25 protein-coding genes are annotated in these 24,910 nt (G+C 64.6%); 12 read left to right on the top strand and 13 right to left on the bottom strand.

All coding sequences use genetic code 11. The features are described 5' to 3' along the window. Positions 1 to 34: 34 nt before the first annotated feature. The 7 genes from ACPJXG_RS12805 to ACPJXG_RS12775 form a co-directional block, all read right to left on the bottom strand. Positions 35 to 583, bottom strand: coding sequence for a DUF6714 family protein (locus ACPJXG_RS12805; protein WP_035819254.1), 549 nt, complete (start codon positions 581 to 583; stop codon positions 35 to 37). Continuing rightward, positions 583 to 735 carry a hypothetical protein gene (locus tag ACPJXG_RS12800; protein ID WP_425254484.1) on the bottom strand — a complete coding sequence of 51 codons (153 nt, stop codon included), beginning with the start codon at positions 733 to 735 and terminating at the stop codon, positions 583 to 585. The genes ACPJXG_RS12805 and ACPJXG_RS12800 overlap by 1 nt, the downstream gene beginning before the upstream one ends. Before the next feature lie 8 nt (positions 736 to 743). Continuing rightward, positions 744 to 1,964 carry an MFS transporter gene (locus tag ACPJXG_RS12795; RefSeq protein WP_425254483.1) on the bottom strand — a complete coding sequence of 407 codons (1,221 nt, stop codon included), beginning with the start codon at positions 1,962 to 1,964 and terminating at the stop codon, positions 744 to 746. A 167-nt stretch (positions 1,965 to 2,131) separates the two neighbouring features. Continuing rightward, positions 2,132 to 2,434 (bottom strand): pentapeptide MXKDX repeat protein, encoded by a 303-nt coding sequence (locus tag ACPJXG_RS12790; RefSeq protein WP_425254482.1) that lies wholly within the window; start codon positions 2,432 to 2,434, stop codon positions 2,132 to 2,134. Positions 2,435 to 2,517: 83 nt separating this feature from the next. After that, positions 2,518 to 3,249 carry a molybdopterin-dependent oxidoreductase gene (locus ACPJXG_RS12785; RefSeq protein WP_425254745.1) on the bottom strand — a complete coding sequence of 244 codons (732 nt, stop codon included), beginning with the start codon at positions 3,247 to 3,249 and terminating at the stop codon, positions 2,518 to 2,520. Positions 3,250 to 3,298: 49 nt separating this feature from the next. Beyond that, the gene (locus ACPJXG_RS12780; RefSeq protein ID WP_099402103.1) at positions 3,299 to 3,895 is read right to left on the bottom strand and encodes a cytochrome b/b6 domain-containing protein; all 597 of its coding nucleotides are present in this window, start codon (positions 3,893 to 3,895) and stop codon (positions 3,299 to 3,301) included. Continuing rightward, complete coding sequence (locus ACPJXG_RS12775) at positions 3,895 to 4,701, bottom strand: DUF1223 domain-containing protein (protein WP_425254481.1); 807 nt, start codon at positions 4,699 to 4,701, stop codon at positions 3,895 to 3,897. The genes ACPJXG_RS12780 and ACPJXG_RS12775 overlap by 1 nt, the downstream gene beginning before the upstream one ends. Before the next feature lie 130 nt (positions 4,702 to 4,831). On the opposite strand from ACPJXG_RS12775, the gene ACPJXG_RS12770 reads away from it, so the two are divergent. The 10 genes from ACPJXG_RS12770 (at position 4,832) to ACPJXG_RS12725 (ending at position 16,047) form a co-directional block, all read left to right on the top strand. Then, on the top strand, positions 4,832 to 5,416 hold the full coding sequence (locus ACPJXG_RS12770) for a sigma-70 family RNA polymerase sigma factor (protein WP_176390831.1): 585 nt from the start codon (positions 4,832 to 4,834) through the stop codon (positions 5,414 to 5,416). Beyond that, positions 5,413 to 6,060 carry an NrsF family protein gene (locus ACPJXG_RS12765; protein WP_425254480.1) on the top strand — a complete coding sequence of 216 codons (648 nt, stop codon included), beginning with the start codon at positions 5,413 to 5,415 and terminating at the stop codon, positions 6,058 to 6,060. Before ACPJXG_RS12770 ends, ACPJXG_RS12765 begins: the two co-directional genes overlap by 4 nt. A gap of 374 nt (positions 6,061 to 6,434) precedes the next feature. Further along, positions 6,435 to 7,934, top strand: coding sequence for a DUF4331 domain-containing protein (locus tag ACPJXG_RS12760; RefSeq protein WP_425254479.1), 1,500 nt, complete (start codon positions 6,435 to 6,437; stop codon positions 7,932 to 7,934). Between the two features lie 13 nt (positions 7,935 to 7,947). After that, the gene (locus ACPJXG_RS12755) at positions 7,948 to 8,193 is read left to right on the top strand and encodes a hypothetical protein (RefSeq protein ID WP_425254478.1); all 246 of its coding nucleotides are present in this window, start codon (positions 7,948 to 7,950) and stop codon (positions 8,191 to 8,193) included. Positions 8,194 to 8,256: 63 nt separating this feature from the next. After that, entirely contained in the window at positions 8,257 to 9,468 is a 1,212-nt protein-coding gene (locus tag ACPJXG_RS12750; protein ID WP_425254477.1) for a hypothetical protein, read from the top strand. Between the two features lie 17 nt (positions 9,469 to 9,485). Next, positions 9,486 to 10,655, top strand: coding sequence for a HupE/UreJ family protein (locus ACPJXG_RS12745; protein ID WP_425254476.1), 1,170 nt, complete (start codon positions 9,486 to 9,488; stop codon positions 10,653 to 10,655). A gap of 118 nt (positions 10,656 to 10,773) precedes the next feature. Next, entirely contained in the window at positions 10,774 to 11,283 is a 510-nt protein-coding gene (locus ACPJXG_RS12740; protein WP_425254475.1) for a sigma-70 family RNA polymerase sigma factor, read from the top strand. Beyond that, a complete protein-coding gene (locus tag ACPJXG_RS12735) occupies positions 11,280 to 12,266 on the top strand; it encodes a FecR domain-containing protein (RefSeq protein WP_425254474.1) in 987 nt (328 codons plus the stop codon). Before ACPJXG_RS12740 ends, ACPJXG_RS12735 begins: the two co-directional genes overlap by 4 nt. 104 nt (positions 12,267 to 12,370) lie before the next feature. Continuing rightward, positions 12,371 to 14,848, top strand: coding sequence for a TonB-dependent siderophore receptor (locus tag ACPJXG_RS12730; RefSeq protein ID WP_425254473.1), 2,478 nt, complete (start codon positions 12,371 to 12,373; stop codon positions 14,846 to 14,848). After that, complete coding sequence (locus ACPJXG_RS12725) at positions 14,848 to 16,047, top strand: PepSY-associated TM helix domain-containing protein (protein ID WP_425254472.1); 1,200 nt, start codon at positions 14,848 to 14,850, stop codon at positions 16,045 to 16,047. The genes ACPJXG_RS12730 and ACPJXG_RS12725 overlap by 1 nt, the downstream gene beginning before the upstream one ends. On the opposite strand, the gene ACPJXG_RS12720 is transcribed toward ACPJXG_RS12725, so the two are convergent. Both ACPJXG_RS12720 and ACPJXG_RS12715 read right to left on the bottom strand, forming a co-directional pair. Continuing rightward, positions 16,048 to 16,593, bottom strand: coding sequence for an RNA 2'-phosphotransferase (locus ACPJXG_RS12720; RefSeq protein ID WP_402718406.1), 546 nt, complete (start codon positions 16,591 to 16,593; stop codon positions 16,048 to 16,050). 17 nt (positions 16,594 to 16,610) lie between these two features. After that, positions 16,611 to 18,689, bottom strand: a complete 2,079-nt coding sequence (locus ACPJXG_RS12715) for a TonB-dependent receptor (protein ID WP_425254471.1) — start codon at positions 18,687 to 18,689, stop codon at positions 16,611 to 16,613. Between the two features lie 111 nt (positions 18,690 to 18,800). Here ACPJXG_RS12715 and ACPJXG_RS12710 point away from each other — a divergent pair, with 111 nt between their 5' ends. Continuing rightward, positions 18,801 to 20,018: a response regulator gene (locus ACPJXG_RS12710; RefSeq protein ID WP_425254470.1), complete on the top strand. Its 1,218-nt coding sequence runs from the start codon at positions 18,801 to 18,803 to the stop codon at positions 20,016 to 20,018. Here the strand turns inward: ACPJXG_RS12710 and ACPJXG_RS12705 are convergent. Further along, on the bottom strand, positions 20,003 to 20,383 hold the full coding sequence (locus tag ACPJXG_RS12705) for an immunity 22 family protein (RefSeq protein ID WP_425254469.1): 381 nt from the start codon (positions 20,381 to 20,383) through the stop codon (positions 20,003 to 20,005). The two genes, ACPJXG_RS12710 and ACPJXG_RS12705, sit on opposite strands and share 16 nt — an antisense overlap. 2 nt (positions 20,384 to 20,385) lie before the next feature. Further along, positions 20,386 to 23,079, bottom strand: a complete 2,694-nt coding sequence (locus ACPJXG_RS12700; RefSeq protein WP_425254468.1) for a polysaccharide deacetylase family protein — start codon at positions 23,077 to 23,079, stop codon at positions 20,386 to 20,388. 161 nt (positions 23,080 to 23,240) lie between these two features. Here ACPJXG_RS12700 and ACPJXG_RS12695 point away from each other — a divergent pair, with 161 nt between their 5' ends. After that, positions 23,241 to 23,363, top strand: a complete 123-nt coding sequence (locus ACPJXG_RS12695; protein ID WP_255206395.1) for a hypothetical protein — start codon at positions 23,241 to 23,243, stop codon at positions 23,361 to 23,363. Positions 23,364 to 23,392: 29 nt separating this feature from the next. Here ACPJXG_RS12695 and hmgA read toward each other — a convergent pair whose 3' ends face one another. Further along, on the bottom strand, positions 23,393 to 24,694 hold the full coding sequence (hmgA, locus tag ACPJXG_RS12690; protein WP_035819294.1) for a homogentisate 1,2-dioxygenase: 1,302 nt from the start codon (positions 24,692 to 24,694) through the stop codon (positions 23,393 to 23,395). Continuing rightward, the gene (locus tag ACPJXG_RS12685) at positions 24,691 to 24,876 is read right to left on the bottom strand and encodes a DUF2783 domain-containing protein (protein WP_092708909.1); all 186 of its coding nucleotides are present in this window, start codon (positions 24,874 to 24,876) and stop codon (positions 24,691 to 24,693) included. Before ACPJXG_RS12685 ends, hmgA begins: the two co-directional genes overlap by 4 nt. Positions 24,877 to 24,910: the final 34 nt, after the last annotated feature.

Raw genomic sequence — 24,910 nt, 5'->3', positions numbered from 1 at the left:
GCGAGTGTAGACGATGGCAGTACTGGCGGGCAAGTCACGCCGTATCGGCTTGCCAGTAATTTGTCAGGGCGGCCAGGGCATACTGTCCAGACAGGCTCTCATCCACCTGTACGACAAACGTCAGGAATTGCACGACGGCCTTTCTTTGCGCCGCATTGAAGCCGGCGTACTTCGCGATCGCATACGCGCGCGAATCCTGGCTCCGTTCAGACGGTGAAAGCGCATGCACTGTCATTCCGAGCACATCAGTCTCCCAGCTTGTCCGATGCTGATATGCCACAGCGTAGCGCATGTATGCCGGCAAGTAATACAGAAACTCCTCAGCCTCCATATGGGCGAGCAAACCTTCGCCCTCCTCGATTTCAGCATCGGGAATCTCTTGCCAGATCGAATCGACTCGATCCTTGCCGCTCGCAACCCATTCCCTTTCGCTGATGTCCTCCGACATACCGTATTGATCCGTCAAGAGAAATTGGCGCAAAGATGTTTCCGCGCGCTGCGTACCAGCGAACTCGCGTTCAATGCAGGCGATCAGGCTGGCCGCGTCCGCCGTGGCCGTCGATACATTATCTGAACAATTCATTAAAAATCCTTGGATATCCCCAAAATCGCCCGTGCCACCTCGGCCACGCCCTCTTCCACCTCACCAGGCGTTGGCGTCAGGGCGAGGCGGGTCAATTCCCCGTTCAAGGCATGCTGCGTATCGTGTTTATCGCGCGACAATGGCAGCGTCATGCGTGGTGTCATGTGGCGGCGCCGTGCGCCAGGCCCCGCTGCACTTTCCACGCCAGCGGTAAAGTCAGCAGCAACACGGCCGCCAGCGCCAGCAAGGCCGTCGGCACGCTCGTATGGTCGCCCAGGGCGCCGAACAGCACGGGCGACAGCGCCCCGCCGCCGATGCTGCCCGTGTAGAACAGGGCAAATGCGTGTTCGCGCTTGCCGGGCTCAGCCAGTTCCGGCACGGCGCCGTACAACACGGACGAGGTGCCGTTCAGCGCCAGCCCCAGCAGGGGCAGCATGGCCATGACGCCGGCCAGCGGCAGCCACAGGGCCAGCACGATCAGCAGCGAGGTCATCGATTCCGTCAGCCACACGGTCTTCATCATGCCGATGCGCGCGCCCAGATAGCCGCACAGCAGCTTGCCGAAGGCGCCGCCCACAAACAGCAGAGACAGGGCCACGCCGATGCCGGCCGTGCCAGCGCCCTTGCTTTTCAGCAGGAATGGCAAAAAGGTGAGAAAACCCATGCGCACGGCGCTGTCGAGGGTGCCCGTGGCCAGCAGCGCACGAAAACTGCCTTTGGATCCACTGCCAGCGATGCTCTTGTCCGCCTTTTTCACGCCGGCCTGGATGTCGCCGGGCTTGGGCAGCAGCCACCACAGCAAGCCGGCCGCCCCCAGGCCCAGCAAGCCCAGCAGCGAAACGCTGGCTTGCCAGCTGCACACCAGCAACAGCAAGCCCACTAGCGCGGGAATCAGGGTCTTGCCGATATCGCCGGCAAAGTTATAGTGCGACAGCGCTTCCTTCACGCCGCCGCCCGCCTCGTGCGTGTCGGTGACGATGGACGAGGCCAGCGGATGCTGGGTGCTGGCGCCCAGGCCTCCCAGCAGCAAGGCGAACAGCAGCACAGCCAGGCCGCCCGCCTGCCCCGCGACCAGGTAGGCGACCCCGGCCAGCGCCGTGCCGCCCACCAGCAGGCGTTCGCGTCCCCAGCGCCTGGCCATGCGGCTGGCCAGCAGCTGGAAACCGGCCATCATGCCCGAGTACGATCCCCGCAGCAGGCCTACCATGGCATAGCTGATGGCAAACTGCGCCTGCCAGATGGGCAACAGCACGTAAATGACGTCCGTCAAGCCGTCATGCACGGCATGCGCGCTGCAGGCGGCGAACAGCGAGCGGCGGCGGATCGGTTTGTCGGAGGGAGGTGCTTCGGGGGACTGCGCGGCAAGCGATGGTTCGTTCATGATTCTGCAAACGGGGAAAACGCGAGACAGCCAGCTTACACCAATTGGCAACTTCGCATCTTGAAGCGTAGCAAGAATAATATTATTGCAAGATTGGTCTGACGCAAACGCAGGGGGAGCGCAAACCAGGCCCGGCGCCGTCACGTTGACGGCGCCGGGCTTCCACCTTACTTGGCCATCGCATCCTTGGCCATGCCATCCTTTTTCATTTCATCCTTTTTCATCTCGCCCTTGGCCATGCCGTCTTTCGCCATGGCATCTTTTGCCATGCCATCCTTGTCCATGTGATCCTTCTTCATGTGCTTCTTGGCCATCGGCTTCTTCATGCCGTCCTTGCCCATCGCATCCTTGTGCATGGCGTCGGCCGAAGCGTCCTTGGCCATGGCATCTTTTTTCATGGCGTCCTGGGCGAAAGCGGCGCCCGACATGAGGATGGCGGAAGCGATGATGGCGGTGATGCTGGTTTTCATGATATGTCCTTGTCTCTGGGTTGTATGGGCGAGATTGCCCGGTGGTAAAGCTGTTGCTGTGCTACAGGTGATGCTAAAAGTAATCAAGAGCCGCCGAACCAGTTGTATCCCTGATTCTCCCAATACCCTCCCGGATACGTATTCGTCACGAAAATCGCCTGGATGTGCTTGGGATTCTTGTAGCCCAGCTTGGTCGGCATACGCAATTTCATCGGATAGCCATACTTGGGCGGCAATTCCTGGCCGTCATACGTCAGGGCCATGATGGTTTGCGGGTGCAGGGCCGTGGCCATGTCGATGCTGGTGAAATAATCGTCGGCGCACTTGAAGCCGATGTATTTCGCCGTCGTGTCGGCGCCGACCCGCTTCAGGAAGTGGGAAAACGGCACGCCGCCCCACTTGCCGATGGCGCTCCAGCCTTCCACGCAAATGTGGCGCGTCACCTGCGTTTCCTGCGGCAACGCGCGCAGCTGCGGCAGGGTCCACGGCTTTTTGTCGGCGATCAAGCCGCTCAATTCCAGGCGCCACGCGTCGCCATCGACCTCTTCCACTTCATCTTCGCCGTAATAGGCGTTGAATGGAAACGGCCGCGTGATCATGGAATCGGGATACGTGGGCGCCAGCTTGTTCGGATCAAACAGCCAGCCCTGCACCGTGTCGTTCATGCGCGACACGGCCGTCAGGGCCGTCTCGATGGCGGACGGGTCGCTGGCGTTGCATCCCGTCAGCAGGGACAGGCCGCCCAGGGTCAAACTGCGCTGCAGGAACAGGCGCCGCGACGGCTGCCTGATCTGGCGCAAGGCGTCGTCCAGCATGGCCTGGCCCTGCTCTTGCACGATGATGGTTTTTTTCATGCTCATCTCCTTAGCGGCCGCGCAGCATGGCGACCAGGGTGCGCGGCACCAGCGCCACCATCAGCAGGTGCACGCCGACAAAGCCCGTCAGCAGCGCCATGGCGATGAAGTGGACCCTGCGCGCGCGCTCGTAGCCGCCCATCAGCTCGCGCAAGAGGGGAAATTGCACGGACTTCCACAGCACCAGGCCGGACAACACCAGCACGATGCAGTCAAGCATGACGAACAGGTAGGCGGCGCGCTGCACCATGTTGTAGTGGCGCGGGTCAGCATGGGCCAGCTTGCCCTTCAGCGCGGCGGCGAAATCGGCCAGCAGCAGGCGCGGCGACAGGGGAAAGAACTGGCGCCGCAGCCGTCCCGAGACGATATTGATAATCAGATACAGCAAGCCATTGGCCACCAGCAGCCACATGGCGGCAAAATGCCATTGCAGCGCGCCGCCGAGCCAGCCGCCCAGGGTCAGCGCGCGCGGCAGTTCGAACGGGAAGAATGGCGCCGCGTTATAAATGCGCCAGCCGCTGGTGGCCAGCACGACCACGGCCACGGCATTGAGCCAGTGCGTGATGCGCAGCCAGGCGGGGTGGATCACGTTTGCTTGTCCGTTCATCACATCGCTCCCTTCGCGCAGGATGCCGTGCTGACGGCTTGCAGGATGGCGCTGCTGTCGCTGCGCTGCACGAAGGCGACCACTTGCAGCTGCTCCGGACGCCAGCTGGCGGGCAGATTGATTTCACGGCGCAACTGGGCGCGGCCTTGCGCCAGCGCAACCGGTCCCAGCCACAGGCGCACGGCCGCATCGTGCTGCAGGGTGGCGCCGCGGTTTTCGCCGCGCAGCACTTTCGAGACGATCGCGCTTTCGCTGATGGCCACATACAGCTGGCCGCCCGTCTGTGCGTCCGGCGCGCTGGCATGGGCTTCCAGCAGCAGCTTGCCACCTGGCCCCGGCGTGGCGGATAGGTCAATCTTGACGGGCGCGGCGGTGGCGTTGATGCGGCGGATGGCGGCCGGCAGTTGCGTATCCCAGCTGCGCAATTCCGTGCCGCCGACGAAAAACTGCGGCGTGTAGGCCACGTGGCGCGGCTGGTGGCGCAGCAATTCAGCCTGGCGCGCGTCGAATTGCGCCTGCGCCAGCGGATCCGTCCAGCCGATCTGGTCCCAGTAGGTGACGTGCAAGGCCAGCGGCACGATCAGGCTGGCCGCGCCCGCTTCCTTGCGCAAGGCGCTCAGGCGCTGGTCGGCGGGCGGGCAGCTAGAGCAGCCTTCGCTGCTGTACAGCTCCACCAGCGCCGCCGTCTGTGGCCCGCTTTGCACGGCGCAGCGCTGGCCGGCCGCCATTTGCGCCATGGCCGGGGCGACCACGGCCGCGCTCAGGACGGGTAAAAGCAGTGTTGCAAGGCGGTGCTTGATGTCCATGGTCGTTACCCGGTATATTGAAATAAGAAGCGTGCTTGCCTGTCAATTCGCCGCGATGGCCGGATTGGTTACAGCCACCCTCCATTATTTTTGAATTTATTTTTTTCAACGCCTGTCACCAAAGGCCTGCATGCAACGAATACCTGTAAGCGAACACCTGCATGGCACGGAACTGCGGCTGCATGGCTTGATGCTGCGCGGACTCGATGGCGATGCGGCGGCTTACCGCAGTTTCTTGCAAGCCACCAGCGGCCATTTGCGCGCGTTCCTGCGCAAACGCCTGCAGCGCTGGCCGGACGACGTGGAAGACCTGGTGCAGGAGTGTTTGCTGGCCATCCACAACCAGCGCTTGACCTACGATACGGGCGTGCCGCTGACGTCGTGGATTCATGCGATTGCGCGCTATAAATTGATCGACTGGCTGCGCCGGCATGCGCGGCGCGAGGCGCAGCACTTGCCGTATGACGAAGAAGATAGCGCGCAGGAACTGTTTTCCAGCGCCGACGCGGAGGCGGCCGAAGCCAGCCGCGACCTGGCCAAGCTGCTGGCCAGCTTGCCCGCGCAGCAGCGCGACGCCATCGTGCATACCAAGCTCGATGGCTGGTCCGTGCGCGACACGGCCGTGGCCATGCAGATTTCGGAAGCCAGCGTCAAAGTGGCCGTGCATCGCGGCTTGAAGGCACTGGCGGCCAACTTGAGGATAACGACACCATGAAAACCGATGACTTGATCGCCATGCTGGCCAGCGGCCCCGACGTGGCCGCCGCGCCGCCGCCGGGCACGCACTGGCGCGCCGCGTCCACGTTGGGCGCCGGGCTGCTGGCCAGCGTGGCGCTGATGGCCATGCTGCTGGGCGTACGGCCCAATCTGGAACAGCTGGCCCTGCTGCCCGACTTCTGGATCAAGGTCGGTTTCGTCATCTGCCTCTCCCTGGCGGCCTGGCACGTCAGCCGCCGCCTGTGCATGCCGGGCGCCGCCACCCGGGCCCTGCCCCTGCTGCTCGCCATGCCCCTGCTGCTGATGTGGGCGCTGGGCGCCATCATCGTGCAGGAAGCGCCGCCCGAACAACGGGCCGAGCTGTTCTGGGGCGCCACCTGGCGCAGCTGCCCCTTGCTGATCGCCACCCTCTCCTTGCCCATCCTGGCCGCCGTGCTGCGCCTGATGCGCCAGCTGGCGCCCACGCGCTTGCGCCTGGCCGGCGCGGCCGCCGGCTTTGCCGCCGGCGCCATGGCAGCGCTCGTGTATTGCCTGCATTGCCCGGAACTGGCGGCCAGCTTCGTCGGCTTCTGGTACGTGCTGGGCATGCTGGTGCCGACCGCCATCGGCGCGGCCATCGGGCCCAAAGTGCTGGCCTGGTAAGCACACTCTCCCCGCAAGCGGGGCGCCGGTCAAGCGGGTTTCGAGCGTCTATCGTCTCCATATCCGCATACTCACGCATTCTCACACGCCTCGTGCACGCCTTCGCAAACGCCGCGACATAGCGCAACAGGCTATCGCCATCACTGGTGGCGGCGTCTCTTCTTGTCCACAAAATATTTTTTCTTACTGACGTGCAATATCCACGTAGATTCGACCTCGTGCGCCAGCCCCTGGTGATCGACGGCCGTTCATTCCGCTGCCCAAAATTAATTTGCAAGGAATGAATCCGATCGCGCTGGCGCTCCGTACAACTGATGCAGCCCCGTAATTCCCGCTAGTCCTATGTATGCACATAACAATCAGGGAGAATCGACATGTCATTGTTACACTCGAAAACCGCACTGGGCGCCGCCCTACTGGGCAACCTGCTGGCTTTGGCCATCGCGCCATCGGCCTTCGCTTCCAGCCACCGCGAAGCGCCGTTCATCACGCAAAACCCCAAAGTCGACGCCACCGACTTCTATATGTTCCGTAGCTATGAAACGGGGCGCGGCGCCTACACCACGCTGGTGGCCGACTATATTCCCCTGCAAGACGCGTACGGCGGCCCGAACTACTTCGCCATGGACCCGAACGCCCTGTATGAAATCCATATCGACAACAACGGCGACGGCAAGGAAGACCTCACCTTCCAGTTCCGCTTCACCAACACCATCAAGGATGGCCAGTTCACCGTAGGCGGCAAGAAAGTCTCGATTCCGCTCGTCATCAACGGCGGCGCCATCGATTCCGTCAACCCGGCCGGCCTGAACGTGCGCGAAACCTACAGCGTGACGGTGGTGCGGGGCGACCGCCGCACGGGCACGCGCAGCAGCGTCACCAACGCCAGCGGCGGCGGCACGACCTTCGACAAGCCGGTCGACAATATCGGCAACAAGGCCATCCCCAATTACGCCGCGTATGCCGCGCAGCATGTGTACGCTGTCAACATTCCCGGCTGCGCCACGCCGGCGCGCCTGTTCGTCGGCCAGCGCAAGGACCCGTTCGTGGTCAACCTGGGCGAAACGTTCGACTTGATCAACATCAAGGCGCCCGCCACGGAGTTTGCCGCGAATGCGGAGTCCGCTGCCAAGGATGACCTGGCGAAGAAAAACGTCACGGCCATCGAGATGGAAGTGCCGACCGCCTGCCTGACGGCGGGCAGCGACCCCGTCATCGGCGGCTGGACCACGGCCAGCCTGCGCCAGGGACGCCTGCTGAACCCTGCTCCCGGCACGGCCACCGCGGCCTCGAAGGAAGGCGGCGCGTGGGTGCAAGTGTCGCGCCTGGGCATGCCGTTGGTAAATGAACTGGTGATCGGCCTGAAGGACAAGGACCGCTTCAACGCCAGCAAGCCGTCGGGCGACGCGCAATTTGCCGACTACGTCACCAACCCCACGGCGCCAGCCCTGGTGGAAGTGCTGTACGGCTCGGCAGGCGCCAAGGCGCCCACCAACTTCCCCCGCAACGACCTGGTGGCCACCTTTTTGACGGGCATCAAGGGCGTGAACCAGCCCGTCACCGTGACGGCGTCCGAAATGCTGCGCCTGAACACCTCGATCGCGGCCACCAATGTCGGTGCGCAAAACCGCCTCGGCGTCATCGGCGGCGATAACGCGGGCTTCCCGAACGGCCGCCGCCCCGGCGACGACGTGGTCGACGTGGTGCTGCGCGTGGCCATGGGCAAGCTGTGCACCCTGAACATCGGCTGCGCCCCGGCCGATGCCCCGGCCGGCGGCCTGCACTTCACGGACGGCGCCTTCCTTGACGAAACGTCGTTTACGGCAGGCTTCCCCTACCTGAAAAATCCCGTGGCCGGTTCGCCGCAGCTGTAACCAGGAGAACGCGATGAAAAAGCTCTATGCATGCAGCGCCCTGGCGCTCACGGCCTTGCTGGCCGGCTGCGGTGGCGGCGGTAGCAGCAGCCACGGCGGCGATAACGGTGGAGTCAACCCTCCCCCCGTCGTCCTGCTCGACGCATTTTATGTGGCCGTCAGCAACGTCATCCTGACCACCAGCGATGACAAGGATGGCGTGGGCATCGACGCCATCATGGCGACGTCTCCGGACAATACGGAGCCGGTACCACTGTAACGTGCGGGCGCCGGCGAGTGAGCTCTCCGGCGCCTATACCAATCACCGTCGATGGCGTCCACGATGAAAACACCGATTTCCCTGTTGTGCGCCTGCCTGCCCTTGCTGGCATGGGCCGCGCCCTACACGCCGAAAGATGGCGGCGCCGTCATCGAACAGCTGCCGCGCCGCGCCGACGCCACGCAACTTGAACTGCGCGCCTTGCGCCAGCAATTGAATACCACCCCGCAAGACCTGGCCCTGGCCAGCGGCCTGGCGCAGCGCTACATTGCCCTGGCGCGCAGCGACACGGATCCGCGTTACCTCGGTTATGCGCAAGCGGCGCTGGCCCCTTGGTGGCGGCAGGCGGCGCCGCCCGTCCCCGTGCGTTTGCTGCGCGCCACCATTTTGCAAAGCACCCACCATTTCGGCCCCGCCCTGCAGGATCTCGACGCCGTCATCGCGCAGCAGCCGCAAAACGGCCAGGCCTGGCTGACGCGCGCGACAGTCCTCACCGTGCAGGGCGACTACACCCAGGCGACCGCAAGCTGCGCCCGGCTGTCGGCCTTGACGACGCAGCTCGTCACCGTCACCTGCCTTGCCAATATCGCCAGCGTCACGGGCCGCGCCGCCAGCAGCGAGCGCCTGCTGGATCTGACCTTGCAAAGAAGCGCCGGCGCGGCGCCCGAACTGGAAAGCTGGGCCGCAACCCTGCTGGCGGAAATGGCCACGCGGCGCGGAGAATCAGCGCTGGCCGAAGCGCGCTACACCAGGGCGCTGGCGCAGCAGCCGCGCGACAGCTATCTGCTGGGCGCCTACGCGGATTTCCTGCTCGACCGCCAGCGCCCGCAGGAAGTCGTCAAACTATTGAAAGAGCAGCAGCGCATCGACGCCCTGCTGCTGCGTTACGCGCTCGCCCTGCAGGCGCTGCCCGGCCAGCAGCCAGCCTTCCTGGCGGCGAAGGCGGAACTGGCCGCCCGCTTCAACGCCGCCATGCAGCGCGGCGACACCGTGCACCAGCGCGAACAAGCCCGTTTCGCCCTGTTTGTACAACAGGATGTGCCGGCCGCCCTGCAACTGGCGCAGAAGAACTGGGCCATCCAGAAGGAAGTGCCCGACATGCGCATCCTGCTGGAAGCGGCCCTCGCCGCGCGCAACTATTCGGCGGCACAGCCCGTACTGGCCTGGATCACAGCCAATGGCGTGGAAGACGTGGCCCTGCAGCGCCTCGTCAGGCAGCTGGGGCCGCAGGATGGGCAGAAACTCAGTAGTGCAAAGAAAGCGGGTGCCCTGTGAAACTGCGTCTGCCTTGCATGGTTTTGCTTCTGTGGATGTGGCTCGCGCCCGCCCAAGCCCACAAGCCCAGCGACAGCTACCTGAGCCTGGCCGTGCACGGCCAGCAGATCGAGGGACAATGGGATATCGCCCTGCGCGACCTCGATTTCGCCATCGGCCTCGATGGCAATGGCGACGGCGCGCTGACGTGGAATGAAATCCGCGCGCGCCACGACGCCATCGCCGCCTACGCCTTGCAGCGCCTGCAGGTCGCCAGCGACCAGGGCGTGTGCCCCCTGAAAGCCGTCGAGCAGCTGATCGACCATCATACGGACGGCGCCTACAGCGTGCTGCGCTTCCAGGCCAGCTGTCCCGGCGCCGCCCCGGCCAGTCTCGCCATCGGCTACACCTTGTTCGCCGACCTCGATCCGCAGCACAAGGGACTCGTCAAAATCGATAGCGGTGGCAATACGCAAACGGCCATCTTCGACCCAGACAGCCCGCGCCAGACGATTTCACTGGCCGCGCCCGACCGCCTCGCGCAGTTCGGCGCCTACGTCAAGCACGGCATCTGGCATATCTGGATCGGCTACGACCATATTTTGTTTTTGCTGTCTTTACTGCTGCCGGCCGTGCTGCTGCCTGGTATAAGCGAGCAACAAAAGCGCTTAAACCCAACGGCAGAAAACCGGGGTCGGACCCTGAGGGTCCGACCCCAGACTTTGCATCTGGGTTTGAATGCGGCTTTTATTGACGTTTTCAAAGTCGTCACGGCGTTCACTTTGGCCCACTCCATCACCTTGAGCCTGGCCAGCCTCTCGCTCATCTCGCTGCCATCGCGCTGGGTGGAGTCGGCCATTGCCGCTTCCGTGATCCTGGCCGCGCTGAACAATCTGCTGCCGCTATTCCGGGGCAAGCGCCCCGTGGCCGCCTTCGCGTTTGGCCTGATCCACGGTTTCGGCTTTGCCAGCGTACTGCGCGACCTGGGCTTGCCGCAGGGTTCCTTGCTGGCCAGCCTGCTGGGCTTTAACGTGGGCGTGGAACTGGGCCAGTTGGCCATCGTCGCCGCCTTCCTGCCCCTCGCCTGGCTGCTGCGCAAGACGTGGTTGTACCGGCAAATGCTGACCGTGGGCTCGCTGGCCATCGCGCTGGTGGCGTGTGTGTGGCTGGTGGAGCGGGTGGCCGATATCAAGCTGATTTCGGCCTGACGGCGTTGTTGGACAGCCACTAGCGAGCCACAAGCGCGCGCAATCGGGCTACAATACGAACAATTCTCAATCGCATCAAGGCCGGACTGTCCCGCGGACCATGGCATGGAAAGGTGGCATGCTAGGCCCCGAACTGGAACTGCACCGGCAAATCGAAGTCCTCTACAGCAACCACCACGGCTGGCTGCAGGGCTGGCTGCGCCGCAAGCTGGGCAACGCCTTCGATGCGGCCGACTTGGCGCACGACACCTATCTGCGCATCCTCGCGCGCGGCCGTGCACCCGAACCGGACGAATCGCGCCAGCATCTGGCGCAGATCGCCAACGGCCTGCTGGTGGACCTGTTCCGCCGCCGGCATATCGAGTCAGCCTACGCGGACGCCATCGCCGCGCAACCGGAAGCGGCCGCGCCCACGCCGGAAATGCGCGCGCTGATCGTCGAAGCGCTGATGGAAATCGACGCCATCCTGGCCAGCCTGCCAAATAAGGTACGCGAGGCCTTTTTGCTGTGTAAACTGGACGGCATGGCCTACGCCGACATCGCCGCGCGCCTCGACGTTTCCGTCTCGTCGGTGGAAAAATACATCGCCCGCGCCCTGCTGGCCTGCTGTGCGGCGCAATTTGCATGAGCTCCCCGTTGGACAGCGCGCCCATCGCCCCCGCCGTGCTGCAGCGCGCCGCCGAGTGGATGGCGCGGCTGTGGGCGGAGGACGCCAGCGCGGCCGATGCCGACGCCTGCGCCGCCTGGCGCGCCTCCCACCCCGAGCACGAACGGGCCTGGGCCCGGCTGCAGCGCTTCGCCCGGCAATTCGAGGCCCTGCCGCGCGACGTGGCGCGCGGCGCCCTCACGCCAGCACCGCGCCATGCCATCGGCCGCCGGCGCGCCTTGCAGCTGCTGGGGCTGATCGCGGCGGGCGGCGGCACGGCCCTGCTGGCGCACGAAACGGACCTGTGGCAGCGCGCCGCCGGCGATTACCGCACGTCGGTCGGCGAGACGCGCGCCATCGCGCTTGCCGACGGCACGCACGTGGTGCTCGACACGGCCAGCGCCATCGACGTGGCATACAGCGCTGGCGAACGGCGCATCGTGCTGCGCGCCGGCGCCATCCTCGTCACCAGCGCCCGCGAAGCGGCGCCCGTCTATCGTCCGCTGCTGGTGGCAACGCCGCAAGGCACGGCCACGGCGCTGGGCACGCGCTTCAGTGTGCGCCTCGATGACGACGAGAGCCGTGTCGCCGTGTTCCAGGGCGCAGTCGCCCTGCAGCCGGTGCGGGACGGCGCCCCCTCACTACACCTGCAGGCCGGCCAGCAAGCCGGCTATACGCGCCGGGAGGTGCAAGATGTGACGAACGTCGAAGACAGCGCCGCCGCCTGGGCCGATGGCAGCCTGGTTGCCGAGCGTATGCGCCTGGATCAGCTGCTGGCCGAACTGGGGCGTTACCGTCACGGCGTGCTGCGCTGCGACGCATCCATCGCCGGCCTGCGCGTGACGGGCGTGTATTCGCTGCGCGACACGGACCGCTCGCTGGCCAACCTGGCCGCCAGCCTGCCCGTGCAACTGCGCTACCGCACGCGCTACTGGGTCAGCGTAGGACCGCGCCCCGCCGCCTGAAAAATATATGCAAAATAAGTGAAAAAACCTTGAGGGTTTTGGCTTTTCGTTCGGAATACGGGAAGAACCGATTTTTTCCCCGCCACTTTCCAAGGATTTGCACCATGCCCCCTCGCCTGAGCGCACCCGCGCACAAACTGCGTCCATTTCCCCTCGCTGCCACCATCCAGGCCCTGTTCCTGGCTGGCGCCGCAGCCGGCGCCCTGGCCGTCACGGCACCAGCCGCCCACGCCCAGACGTTAGAGACTACGCAAGCGAAACGCCAGTACGCGGTGCCCGCCGGACCGCTGGAACGGGCCTTGACCACGTTCGCCAGCGCGGCCGGCGTGGAACTGTCGGCCGATGCGGCCCTGTTGCAGGGCAAGCACAGCGGCGGCCTGGCGGGCAGCTACACGGTGCGCCAGGGTTTCGAGGAACTGCTGCGCGGCCAGGGCGTGCGCGTGGTGGCGGGCGCCAACGGCGCGTATGCGCTGCGGGCGGAGAATGCACCAGCGCCGGCAGGCGCACAGACGGCACCGGCCCAGGCCAGCGCCACCCTGCCCGCCATCACCATCAATGCCAGCAGCGAACGCGAAACAGCGACGGGCCCCGTGCGCGGCTATGTGGCGCGGCGCGCCGGCTCGGCCACCAAGACGGATACGGCCCTGCATGAAAACCCGCAATCCGTGTCCATCGTCACGGCCGATGAAATCAGCGACCGCAATGCCGAATCGCTCGACGAGACCCTGCGCTACACGGCCGGCGTGACGCCGAACCAGCGCCCGCTGGGCAGCGACGACTCCTCGCTGCTGCGCGGTTTCACCATCGAGACGAACGGCATCCTGCAAGATGGCTTGCGCAATTCGGGCCGCACCTTTGGCGCCTCGATCGAACCGTATGGCCTGGAACGCCTGGAAGTGCTGCGCGGCCCCGCGTCCGTGCTGTACGGGCAGATTCCGCCGGGCGGCATGGTCAACGCCGTCAGCAAGCGTCCCAGCGCGGACGCCGTGCGCGAAGTGGGGATTGAGTACGGCAGCTACCAGCGCCGCCAGCTGAAAGCCGACGTGGGCGGCGCCATCGACGCGCCGGGCGCCTGGACTTACCGGGTCGTCATGCTGGGCCGCGAAGCCCATACGCGGCTGGACCGCGACCGCGACAACCGCCTGTACTTCGCCCCCTCGCTGACGTGGCAGGCCGGCCCCGCCACGCGTCTGACTCTGCTGGCCCGCTACGAGCAGGACAACCAGCAGTACGCGTTTCCCAACCAGCTGCTGCAGCCTGGCCCGCGCGGCCAGGTCGATCCAGAAGTCAACCTGATGGGCGACGATAACCGCTTCAAGCGCCGCAACACCATGCTGGGTTACGAGTTCGAGCACACGTTCAACGATACCTGGTCGCTGCGCCAGAACCTGCGCTACACGCGCCTGAAGAACGACCGCACGGACATGTTCCCCGGCGGCCTGAATGACGACGGCACGGTGGAGCGCTATTTCATGCCCGTCGATACGGCGTCGAAAAGCCTGTTCGCCGATACGCAGCTGCAGGCACGGTTTGCCACCGGCGGCCTGGCGCACCAGGTGCTGCTGGGCGTCGATTACGCGAATATCCGCAACACGGACGACTACCGCCATCAGAAGGGTTTTATCGAACCGATCGACCTGTACCAGCCCGTGTATGGCAAGCAGCCCCTGGTTCCGGCCAAGGCGCCCACGCGCGCCGAAGCGCCGTCGCGCCAGCTGGGCCTGTACGCGCAGGATCAATTGAAATGGGACCGCTGGGTGGTCACGGCGGGCCTGCGCCGCGACAAGGCCACGCAGTCGCGCGACGTCACAGACCTCCATAGCGGCGCCGTCAAACCCGACTTCCACCAGTCGCCATCGGCCACCACGGGCCGCGTGGGCGCCGTCTACCTGTTCGATGGCGGCTGGGCGCCGTATGTCAGCTACGCCACCTCGTTCTCGCCCGAGCTGGGCATCACGGCCAACGGCGACGCCTTGAAACCGTCGCGCGGCAAGCAGTTCGAGGCGGGCGTGCGCTACGAACCCGTGGGCCAGCGCGCCAGCTACACGGCGGCCGTGTTCGACCTGGTGCGCGACAACGTCACCACGTCCGACATCGGCAACCCGGGCCGCCTGCAGCAAACGGGGAAAGTCGGTTCGCGCGGCTTGGAATTGGAAGCGCGCACGGAGCTCGCCAGCCGTCTGAGCCTGATCGCCCAATACACCTACCTCGATACGGAGGTCACAAAGAGCAATAACGGCGACCTGGGCTTGCAGCAGGCGGGCGCACCGCGCCACAGCGCCTCGGCCTGGGCGCGCCAGTCGTTCACGCTGGCCGGCAGCCTGCCCGCGTATGCGGCGCTGGGCATGCGTTTTCTCGGCGCCATGCGCTCGAACTCCGATGGCGAGAACCTGAATATCCGCAATGGCGGCCTGACGCAGTGGGATGCGGCGCTGGGCGTGTCGCGCGGGCCATGGCAGTTCGCCCTCAACGTGAACAATGTGCTGAACAAGCAGACCCTGTATGACTGCGGCTACCTGCCCAACCTGTGCTACCGCAATGCCGAACGCACGGCCAACGTCAGCGCGATGTACAGGTTCTGATGCGCCCTGTCTTGGCGGCCATGCACCGCTATGCCGGCCTGCTGATGGCCGGCTTCCTCATCGTCGCGGGCGTGACGGGCGGCGCGCTCGCGTGGAAGGATGAACTGGAGGCAGCCATGCTGCCCGCCGTCTTCCGCGCCGCGCCGCCCACGCCGGGCGCCGTGCCGCTCGACGCCCTGCTGCTGCGCGAATCCGTCGCCGCGCGCTTTCCCCAAGCGCAGGTGAGCTACGCGCCGCTGTCCGCGCCACAAGGCCACAGCATGGTGTTTTACCTGCGTCCGGCGGCCGACGCGCCGCTGGCCAGCGACGAGGTGTTCGTCGATCCCTACACGGGCGCGATTCTTGGCCAGCGCCGCTGGGGCGCCATCAGCCAGGGCGCCATCAACCTGCTGCCCTTCATCGAGCGCCTGCATTACGCGCTGGCGCTGGGCGACACAGGCTTGCTGGTGTTCGGTCTGGTCGCCATCGTGTGGACGCTCGACTGCTTCATCGGCGCCGCCCTGACCTTCCCCGCGCGCCTGAAGAAACGCGCGCCGGGAGCAAAACCGTGGCTGCTGCGCTGGCGCCCGTCCTGGCTGCTGCGCCGCAATGGCGGCAGCTATAAACTCATATTCGACCTGCACCGCGCGGGCGGCCTGTGGCTGTGGGCCATGCTGCTGGTGTTTGCGTGGAGCGGCGTCGCCTTCAACCTGTACGGCGCCTATGCGGCCATCATGCATCCGCTGTTTGCCCACCAGGGTGCCGAGGAAATCGTCGCGCGGCACACGCCGTCGCCGGGCCAGCAGCTGGACTGGCCGGCCGCGCGCGCGCAGGGCCGCCAGTTGATGGACGCGCTGGCGCGCCAGCACTCTTTCACGATCATCGAGGAAAATGCGCTGGCCTACGAGCGCGCGCTGGGCGTGTACAGCTACAACGTGCGCAGCAGCCGCGACGTGCGCGCCCACAAGGGTCTCACCACCGTCTTTTTCGATGCGGCCAGCGGCCGGCAGCTGGCCGCCTGGCTGCCCACGGGCGCAGCCAGCGGCGACACCATCCGCAGCTGGATCAGCGCCCTGCACATGGCCTCGATGTGGGGCTGGCCTTTCAAACTGTTCATCTGCGCCATGGGCATGCTGGTGGCGGGCCTGAGCGTGACGGGCGTGCTGATCTGGCGCCGCAAGCGCCAAGGCCAAACCAAGGCCAGGGCGCTACGCCATTAGTCAGGGAAAACCGATGAATGCCACCGGCACGGCCTGCGTCAGCCACACGCCATTGTCCGATACATAAAACACGTGGCCCTGCGCCCGCATGGCGGCCGCATCCACCGTCAGCACGACGGGCTTGCCATGGCGCGCACCGACGGCCACGGCCGTTTCACGGCTGGACGACAGGTGCACATGATTGCGCGAGCCTGGCAGCAAACCGCCGGCGCGGATCGCCTCGACAAAGCGGCTGGCCGTGCCGTGGTACAGCATGGCCGGTGGCGTGGCGGGCGGCAAGGCGATATCGACGGCCGCCAGCGTATGCCCCTGATTGGCGCGGATGCGCAAGCCATCATCACTGATGGCATAGCGCGTCTTGCTGTCGAGCGCCACCACGTCATCCAATTGTTCACGGGAAAGGCGTCGGCCATGCTGGGCAGCCAGCGCCAGCAGCTGGCCGATGTCGGCCCAGCCGTTTGGATCGAGCGCCAGGCCGATTTTCTCGGGGGCGTGGCGCAGGATCAGGGAAAGGAATTTGCTGGTATTTACCAAGTGATCTGTCATGCCCCAGTCTACCGTTTTCAGAACGCATATGACAAGGTCAGGCGCGCGGAACGCGGTTCGACCGGATGGAAATGCCGGTCGTTCACCCCTTCCGTGGCCTCGCTGGGCAGGCGCGACGCGTAGTAATAATCGATGTCGCTGGCGCGCTTGTCGAACAGGTTGAACACGTCGAGCGCAATGCGCGTCTTGCGGTTGAGCTGATACGACACGCGCGCGTAGGCCAAGGTGGTGGAAGCGGAGCGCACGCTATTGTCCTCGATCAAGGGACGAGGGCCGAAGTAGCGCAGCTGGAAGGCGCCCGACCACGGCCCCTGATCCGTCACCGTCACGCCGAACGAGGCCACCTTGTCAATCGAGCCGGGGATAAAATTGCCGGCGGGGTCGTTTTCCGTATAGCGCGAGCGCGAGGCGGCCAGGTCCAGGTCGAACAGCAGCCATGGCGCGGCTATGTAATGGTTGTTCCACTCGATGCCGTGGCGGCGGCTGGCGCGGCTGGGCTCCGTCTCGCCCGCGTCACCGACGAACAGCAATTCTGACGCGATGTCGAGGCGCCACAGGGCCAGCGAGCTTTGCAGGCCCGGCAGCCATTCCGTGCGCGCGCCCAATTCCATGCCTTTCGTCGGCACCAAAGGCGTGACGGGCGTGGACGCTTCGCCGTCCGGCAGGCGCGTCTGCGTCGTGCCGCGCGCGTCGTTGCTATGAAAACCTTTTCCGTAGTTCACGAAGAATTCCGTCTTGCCCCAGGGACCAAGGATCAATGACAGCTTCGGCGACACCACGTGGTCATTTGCCGCGCCGCTGTTGCCGGCGATACTGCTGTCCACATTGAAACGGTAGGCGTCATAGCGCACGCCCGCCACGGAACGCAGCCAGGGCAGCCATTGCACCGTGTTTTCGCCATACAGGCCGATGCTGGCTTCGCGCACCCGGTCTTCGCGCACCGTGCTTTGCCGTACTCTGTTCACCGTGTTGTACAGCCCCACGGGCGACAGGCGGTCATAGCGCGCCTGCACGCCCAGCTTGTTGCGCAGGGGAAGACCGAACAGCTGTGTGGTCCAGCTTTCGCTGGCGTTCACGCCCGCCACCGTGCGCCGCTCGCTTTGCTGGAACTGGTCGCCGGCTACCGGGTCGGCCAGGAAGTAGGTGAAATCGCTACTGAGTTCCAGCTGCGAGCGGATCAGGTAGGCGTCGAGTTCGAACAAGCGGTTTTCCGTGCGCTTGCGCATCGCGTACGACAGGCTGTAGCGCGAGGTGTCGCCGCCGTCGCTGGGCGCCAGGCTGCCGAAACGGCCGATCTGGCCCGATTCCACGGCGCGCAGCGGCACCTGGTCGGTGGCGTTCCAGCTGTTTTTATACGCCATACCCGTCACGCTGAAACCGTCATCTTGCGTGCCCTGGCTGTAGCGCAGCACGCCGCTGACCTTGCGCACGCGCTCCGGCACGTCCCAGGGACCGTTGTTGCGGTTCACTTCCAGGCCAACCAGCAAGGTGCCAGACCCGGCCGCGACCGAATCGGCGACGACGCCGCGCAGATAGCCGTGCTGGCCCACGGACACGCTGGCCTGGCCTTGCGGTAATTTATCGGCCAGGCGGATGCGGGCGCTGCCTGCCGAGGCGAAATCACCCTCGCCGGCAAAATACGGCCCCTTCTTGTAATCGATGCGCTGCACCAGCTCGGGAATGAGGAAATTGAGGTCGGAATAGCCTTGGCCGTGCGCATGCGTGCGCATGTTGACGGGCATGCCGTCGACATACGTGGCGAAATCCGTGCCATGGTCAAGATTAAAGCCGCGCAAAAAGTACTGGTTGGCCTTGCCGTCGCCGCTGTGCTGGGTGACGATCAGCCCCGGCACGAATTCCAGCAATTCGCCCGTACGCAAGGCAGGCCGGTTGACAATCAATTCAGTAGTGATGACGCCCTGGCTGGCCGCATCCGAGGTGCCGACGGCGTTGTCGTAATGGCCCGCCACTCTTACCGTGCGCGCCTCATCGGCGATGGCGACGGCCTCGGCCGGGTCCTGCGCCGCCGCCTGGCGCCCCATGCCCAACAATGCCAGTGCACAAGCTGCTACCAGTTTGCGTTTTCTCAATCGCATCGCGTCTCCAGTTTTTATGATGTCAATATGGGCCCACGGCCTGGTCTAGCCTACCCGATATATACGTGGATGGCAGCTTGTTTGGATTCAGTATTTTTTGAAGGAACGATCATGGACCTGGGCGATAGCACCGGCAAGGCAACAAACGCCGCCGCCGTGCGCAAGCGCGATGCGCTGCCGTATATCCTGCTGTTCATCCTGCTGGCGGGCTTGCTGGCCGTGCTGGCAGGCGCCCTGCTGCCGCCCTACTACCACGCCGTGCCGGCACTGCTGTGGAGCCTGGGATTTTGCGTCAGCGGCATGCTGCTGGGCTTTTTGTTCGGCATACCGCGCACCCTGCCATCGGGCACCGTCAACGCAGCCCCGCCCGACGAGCGCACCAATGGCAAGGCCCGCCCCACGGACGAGCCGCCGGCCGCCGGGGCCGATGCGGCGGCCGCAAACCCCAGCAATACCCTGTTCCTGGGCACGCCCACGCCCATGGAAATCAATTCAAATCTGGTGGAAGTATCGGACTGGCTGACGAAAATCATCGTCGGCGTGGGCTTGATCGAGCTCAAAAGCCTGCCCGGCAGCGCGCGCAGCATGGCCGCCTTCATCGCACCGAGCCTGGCCACCGATACGGGCACGGCCATGGCCGTCGTGGGCGGCATCATGCTGTTCTTTTCCGTGCATGGTTTTTTGATCGGCTACCTGCTCACGCGCATCTACCTGTCCATCATGATCAAGCGGGCCGACAGCATGGTCAAGAACGAATCCGTGCGCCTGGAGAGCGGCAAGGAAATCGAAGTGACGGAACTGAGCCGTTTGCAGCAAAAATCGCTCGACGACATGCAGGAAGCCGTCACGCAGCTGCTGCTGGCGCATCCGCCGGACGGGGACGCGGCCGTCACGGCCCTGGCCGGCATGCCGGCGGAGAAAAAGCCCGCCAGCCTGGTGCTGTGGCTGGACGACCATCCGCGCAACAATACCTTGCTGGTGGAACAACTGGAACGGGAAAACATCAAGGTGGACCAGGCCGTATCGACGCGGCAGGCGCTGGCCATGCTGCAACAGAAGCCTTACGCGCTGTTCATCACGGACATGGCACGGGTGGAAAACCGCCGCCGCATCAAGGATGCGGGCGTGCGCACGGTGCGCGAAGTGCGCCAGGCGCTGCCCGCGCTACCGATCATCGTGTATTGCAGCAAAGATACGGTCGCCAGTTACGGCACGGAAGCGGAGGCGGCCGGCGCTCGTTTCATCACCACGTCGGGCACCAGCCTGCTGGCGGCCGTCAACAAGCTATTGCATGAGGACCGCCAGGATGGCGATCAATCCACCCGGTAATGGTAGCTGCCCACGTAATGCAGCGAACTGCGCTGCGGGTGCGCCAGCTGGTTCGGCGCAAACACGCACACGCTCGTGTCAGCCAGCAAGTGCTGCCCATCCGCGTCCGCGCACGCCTGCGCCAGCCAGCTGTCGCCATACGACACGCCATCGAGCAACTGTGCCAGCGGCACGGGCGAGGCCAGCATGGCGCTTTCAAAGCAGGCTGGCTCATAGCACGTGAGGCCCGTTTCCAGGAAGAACGGCGACGGCACGGCATCGCCATCCTCCGTGTACGTGGGCGACAAGTAGGCCTGCAGCGCTTCCCATTTGGGGAAACGCCCGCTGCAGGCAAACACGTGGACGATGGGCAAGCTGCCGGACACGCTTACAGCTTTTCCATTTTTTGCCGCACGGCCGGAGCCGTCGCCGCCGTCGGCGCCAGTTCCAGATAGGTTTTATAGGCGGCTTTCGCTTTGGCCGCATCGCCGGCCTTGGCATAGGCGTCGCCCAGGTTCAAATAGGCAATGGCGCGCGACGGATCCATCTTGACCGTGTTTTCAAACCAGCGGGCCGCTTCGCGGAACTTTTCCTGCTTGTAGAAGACAAAACCCAGGTTATTCGCCGCCAGCGCGAAGTCGGGACGCAGTTTCAGCGCTTCCGTAAATTGCGCTTCCGCCGCCGCATACTGTTTCTCCTTGTACAGCTGCAAGCCGCGGTCGTTGGCCCGCTGCGCCAGCTGACGCGTCGAGCTCGGCACGGCGCCCGGCGTGACGATCTTCTGTTCGCCGCCCTGCAAATCCTTCACCGTGACGCTGGCCGCCGCCGGTTTCGCATCGAGCTTGCTGTTCAGGGCGATGGCTTCCGTCGACAACTGCGTCGTATTCGGGCTGAGGAATTCCGTCTCGCCCGGCAATTCAAACACGAAATCTCCCCCTTCCGAGCCAGGCAAGCTGCCGAACGCGGGCGTCTGGTTCGATACGCTGGACACGGCCGGCGCCACATACGCCGCCAGTTCCGTGGCCGTGATGAGGCCGTCGCCGTTCAGGTCGCCCTTGCCCGCCAGGCCCTGCAACAGGGTCCACGTGAACACGGAGTGACCGTTCGGCCCGCCGTCGGCCACCAGCTGGTCGCCGCCGCCAGCCGTCAGCATTTGCCGGCCGATGCGCTTGGCGTTGTCGCGCAGGAAGGAACTGGAACCGGCGCCGCGTGTCAGGCCCAAGCCGCTGTAGCAGGCGTCCATGACGAAGAACGCGTGCTTGGCCGTCAGCGATTCCGCGATATTCTGGATTTCCGTCATCGGGATCGCATCCGTGGCGAACTGCGCCGGGTCGGAATCGACGGGCACGATGTAGCCCAGGTCGCGTCCCGAGCTCAGCTTGCGCGTGGCGCCGTGGCCGGCGAAAAAGACGAAGATACGGTCATTCTTTTGCACGCCACCATGGGCCAGCTTGTCGTGGAAAGCGGCCAGGATGTTGTTGCGCGTCGCTTCGCCATTTTTCAGGGTCACGACGCGCTCGGGCGCAAACGCAAACTTTTCAATCAGCGTTTCGCGGATGCCTTGCGCGTCGCGCACCGCATATTGCAATTTCGGCCACTTCGCATAATCGTCGATGCCGATCACGACGGCCCAGGAATTGGCGTAACCGGTGGTCACGGGCACTTTCTCGGGCGCCGGGGCCGTGCTTTTTGCCACCTGGAAGCTGGTGCCATCCCAGCCCGCGAATTGATAGCCTTCCGCGATCAGCTTGTCGAGCACGGCCGGCAAGGCTTTTACCGTGCGTTCATGGATGTCGTGGAACAGGACGATGCCGCGTCCCGCCTTGTCGACGGACGCCAGCACGCGGTTCGTGATGGAACTAGGCACGGGGTCGGCCCAATCGAGCGAATCGATATTCCACATCACGGATTTCAAATGCGCATCGGCCAGCGCGGCCATGCCTTCGCTGTTGCGCGCGCCATACGGGAAGCGGAACAGCGCGGCCCGCTCGGGGCTGATGGCCTTCAATAAAGTGTCGGTGCCGAGGATTTCGCCTTTCAGCTTGTCGCCCGTCTGTTTCGACAATTGTGCGTGACTGAAACTGTGGTTACCCACGGCATAGCCTTCTTTCATCAGCTTGCGGCTTACTTCCGCGCCCGCGTTCAGCTTGGCGTGGCCTTGCGCATCGAGCGAACCGAGGTTGCGGCCCACGTTGAAGAACACGGCAGGCACGCCATATTGTTTCAAAATGGCGCTGATTTCTTCCGTGTAGCGGCGGTGCGGACCATCGTCAAAGGTCAGCACGATGGTTTTCTTCGGCAAGCCCAGGCCGAAGATTTCCGCCTCATCTTTTTTTGGCACGGGCTTGGCTTCGGGCACGGAACCAGCCGGGGGTACTGCATACGGTACGACGATGCCATTTTCCTTGAGTATCTGGTCGCGGCTGTAGAGTTTTTTCAGCTGCGCCACATAATCGTCCCACCGCTCGCGCTTGAGTTCGATGGCGCGCTGGCCCAGGCTGCCGAAGATTTGCCGGATTTCTTTCTCGTAATTGCGCTCGATCTCGCCCAGCGCATCAAGGTCTTCGGAAATACGCTTGTGCAGCTTGATGGCGGGCAAGGACGAATCCTTGGCCACGTCGGCCAGCATGCTTTGCAGCAGTTCACGAAAAGCCAGGCGGTCCGCGTCATACAGGCCGGGATCGGATTCGATATACGTCAACAGGCTGTCGAGCGCCTCGAAGCGGCCCGGATTGGTGGGCGCCGTCAGCTGGTCGAGCGCAAGATCAAGCTTGGCGATGCGTTCCTGGTTTTCATGGAACAGCGCCTGCCCCACTTTACGGGCTTCGTCGCGCGCGCCTTCCGGCAGACTTTGCTCGTCAGCCAGCAGCACGATGATCTTGCGGAAATTGCCCAGCAAGTCGCGGAACTGGCTGGCTACGGCGGCCGTATCGACGGTCGATTGGGCGGCGGCGGCCGGGCTGCCGGATGCGGGTGCGCCGGGCGTGGCGGTGGCTGCGGGACGCGTGTAGCTATAAATGCCGGCACCAGCGGCGAGTGCCACGACAACGGTGGCGGCGATCTTGATCGGTTTGGAAGTCACAGGCTTGTCATTCCCTTCACATACTATGCATAGAATTCAGATGGCGCGGATGCGCACGATGCATAATTGTAAAGCACGCCTGGCACAAGCTCAGCCCGCACGATGAATTTCGGCAATAATATCGCTGAACACCTCCATAGATAGTGAAAACGGAAAAGACGATGCACAAGAAACTCTGCGCCGCTGCGCTGATGTTGGGCGTGGCCCTGATGTTGCTGCAACTGCGCGCGCATGCGGGCGACGACGTGATCAATGTGGCGGGACGCGTGTGCCTGCCGCACTGATCACTTGAGCAAGCCGAACCGTGTAGCTGTCACGGCTCCGGGTCGAAATGCTTGCGCAAGCCTTGCCAGCACTCGAAATAATCGTTTTGCAGCAGTTCACTGTTCAAGGCGAATGGCGTGGGCTTGAGGATGGTGCGCGTTTCGAACATGAAGGCCATGGTGTCGCCCACCTTCACGGGCGCGGACGTGTCGCTGTGCGAGGCCTTCTCAAAGGTCTGCGCATCGGGACCGTGGCCGGACATGCAGTTGTGCAGGCTGGCACCGCCAGGCACGAAGCCGGCCGCCTTGGCGTCGTACACGCCGTGGATCAGGCCCATGAATTCGCTGGCCACGTTGCGGTGGAACCAGGGCGGGCGGAACGTGTGTTCGGCGGCCAGCCAGCGCGGCGGGAAGATGGCAAAGTCGATGGCGCCAAATAGCGGGTTCTCGCTCGGCGCCTGCAGCACGAGGAAGATCGACGGGTCCGGATGGTCGTAGCTGATCGAGCCGATGGTGTTAAAACGGCGCAAATCGTATTTATAGGGCGCGTAATTGCCATGCCAGGCCACCACGTCCAGCGGTGAATGGTCGAGAGTAGTGCGCCACAGGTGGCCGCCGAACTTGGCCAGCAGTTCGCACGCGCCGTCGATGTCTTCGTAGGCCGCGTGCGGCGTGAGGAAATCGCGGCTGTTGGCCAGGCCGTTCGAGCCGATGGGCCCCATGTCCGGCAGGCGGAAGGCCGTGCCGAAGTTTTCACACACATAGCCGCGCGCCGCGCCATCGGGCAGGGTCACGCGGAAGCGCACGCCACGCGGAATCACGGCGATTTCCTGCGGTGCCAGCTCGATCAAGCCCAGTTCCGTGGCGATCGCCAGCCTGCCCTCCTGCGGCACGACCAGCAATTCGCCATCGGCCGAGTAAAAGAAGCGCTGCATCGAGCGGTTGGCAGCGTACACGTGGATGGCGCAGCCGCTCATCGTTTCAGCGCTGCCATTGCCGGCCATCGTTTGCCAGCCGTCGATGAAGTCCGTTGGCGTCGCGCCGTCGGGCAACGGCAGCGGGTCCCAGCGCAGCTGGTTCGGCGGCGTGGGGGGCATGGCGTGGAAATCGCTGACGATCCGGGTATTTTCCGCCAGGGTAAATGGCGGATGCTGGCTGGCGGGACGGATGCGGTACAGCCACGAGCGCCGGTTTTGCGCGCGCGGCGCCGTGAAGGCCGTGCCCGAGAGTTGTTCCGCATACAGGCCCAATGGCGCCTGCTGCGGCGAATTCTGCCCCTGCGGCAAGGCGCCGGGCACGGCTTCCGTGGCAAATTCGTTGCCGAAGCCGCTTTGGTAGCCGGCGGCGATCATGCCGGCTCCGCCAGGCCGTCGGCCGCGTCGCGCAGCAAGCCCTGCACCACGTCGGCCTTGCCGATGGCGCCCATGGCCAGCAAGGCGAAGCGGGCCAGGAACAGGGGCGAACGCTGCTCGCCCAGGCCGCCCATGGTGTGGCACAGCTCGGTGTATAAATTATCCAGTTCGATGTCGGTCATGTTGTCTCCTGATCCTGATGTATGACGTTCAGCC

Source organism: Janthinobacterium sp. NFX145 (genome assembly GCF_049810325.1).
GTDB classification, from domain to species: domain Bacteria; phylum Pseudomonadota; class Gammaproteobacteria; order Burkholderiales; family Burkholderiaceae_D; genus Janthinobacterium; species Janthinobacterium rivuli.
The sequence above is the reverse complement of the archived record's forward strand: the minus strand, read 5'-3'. Positions and strand labels throughout refer to the sequence as shown.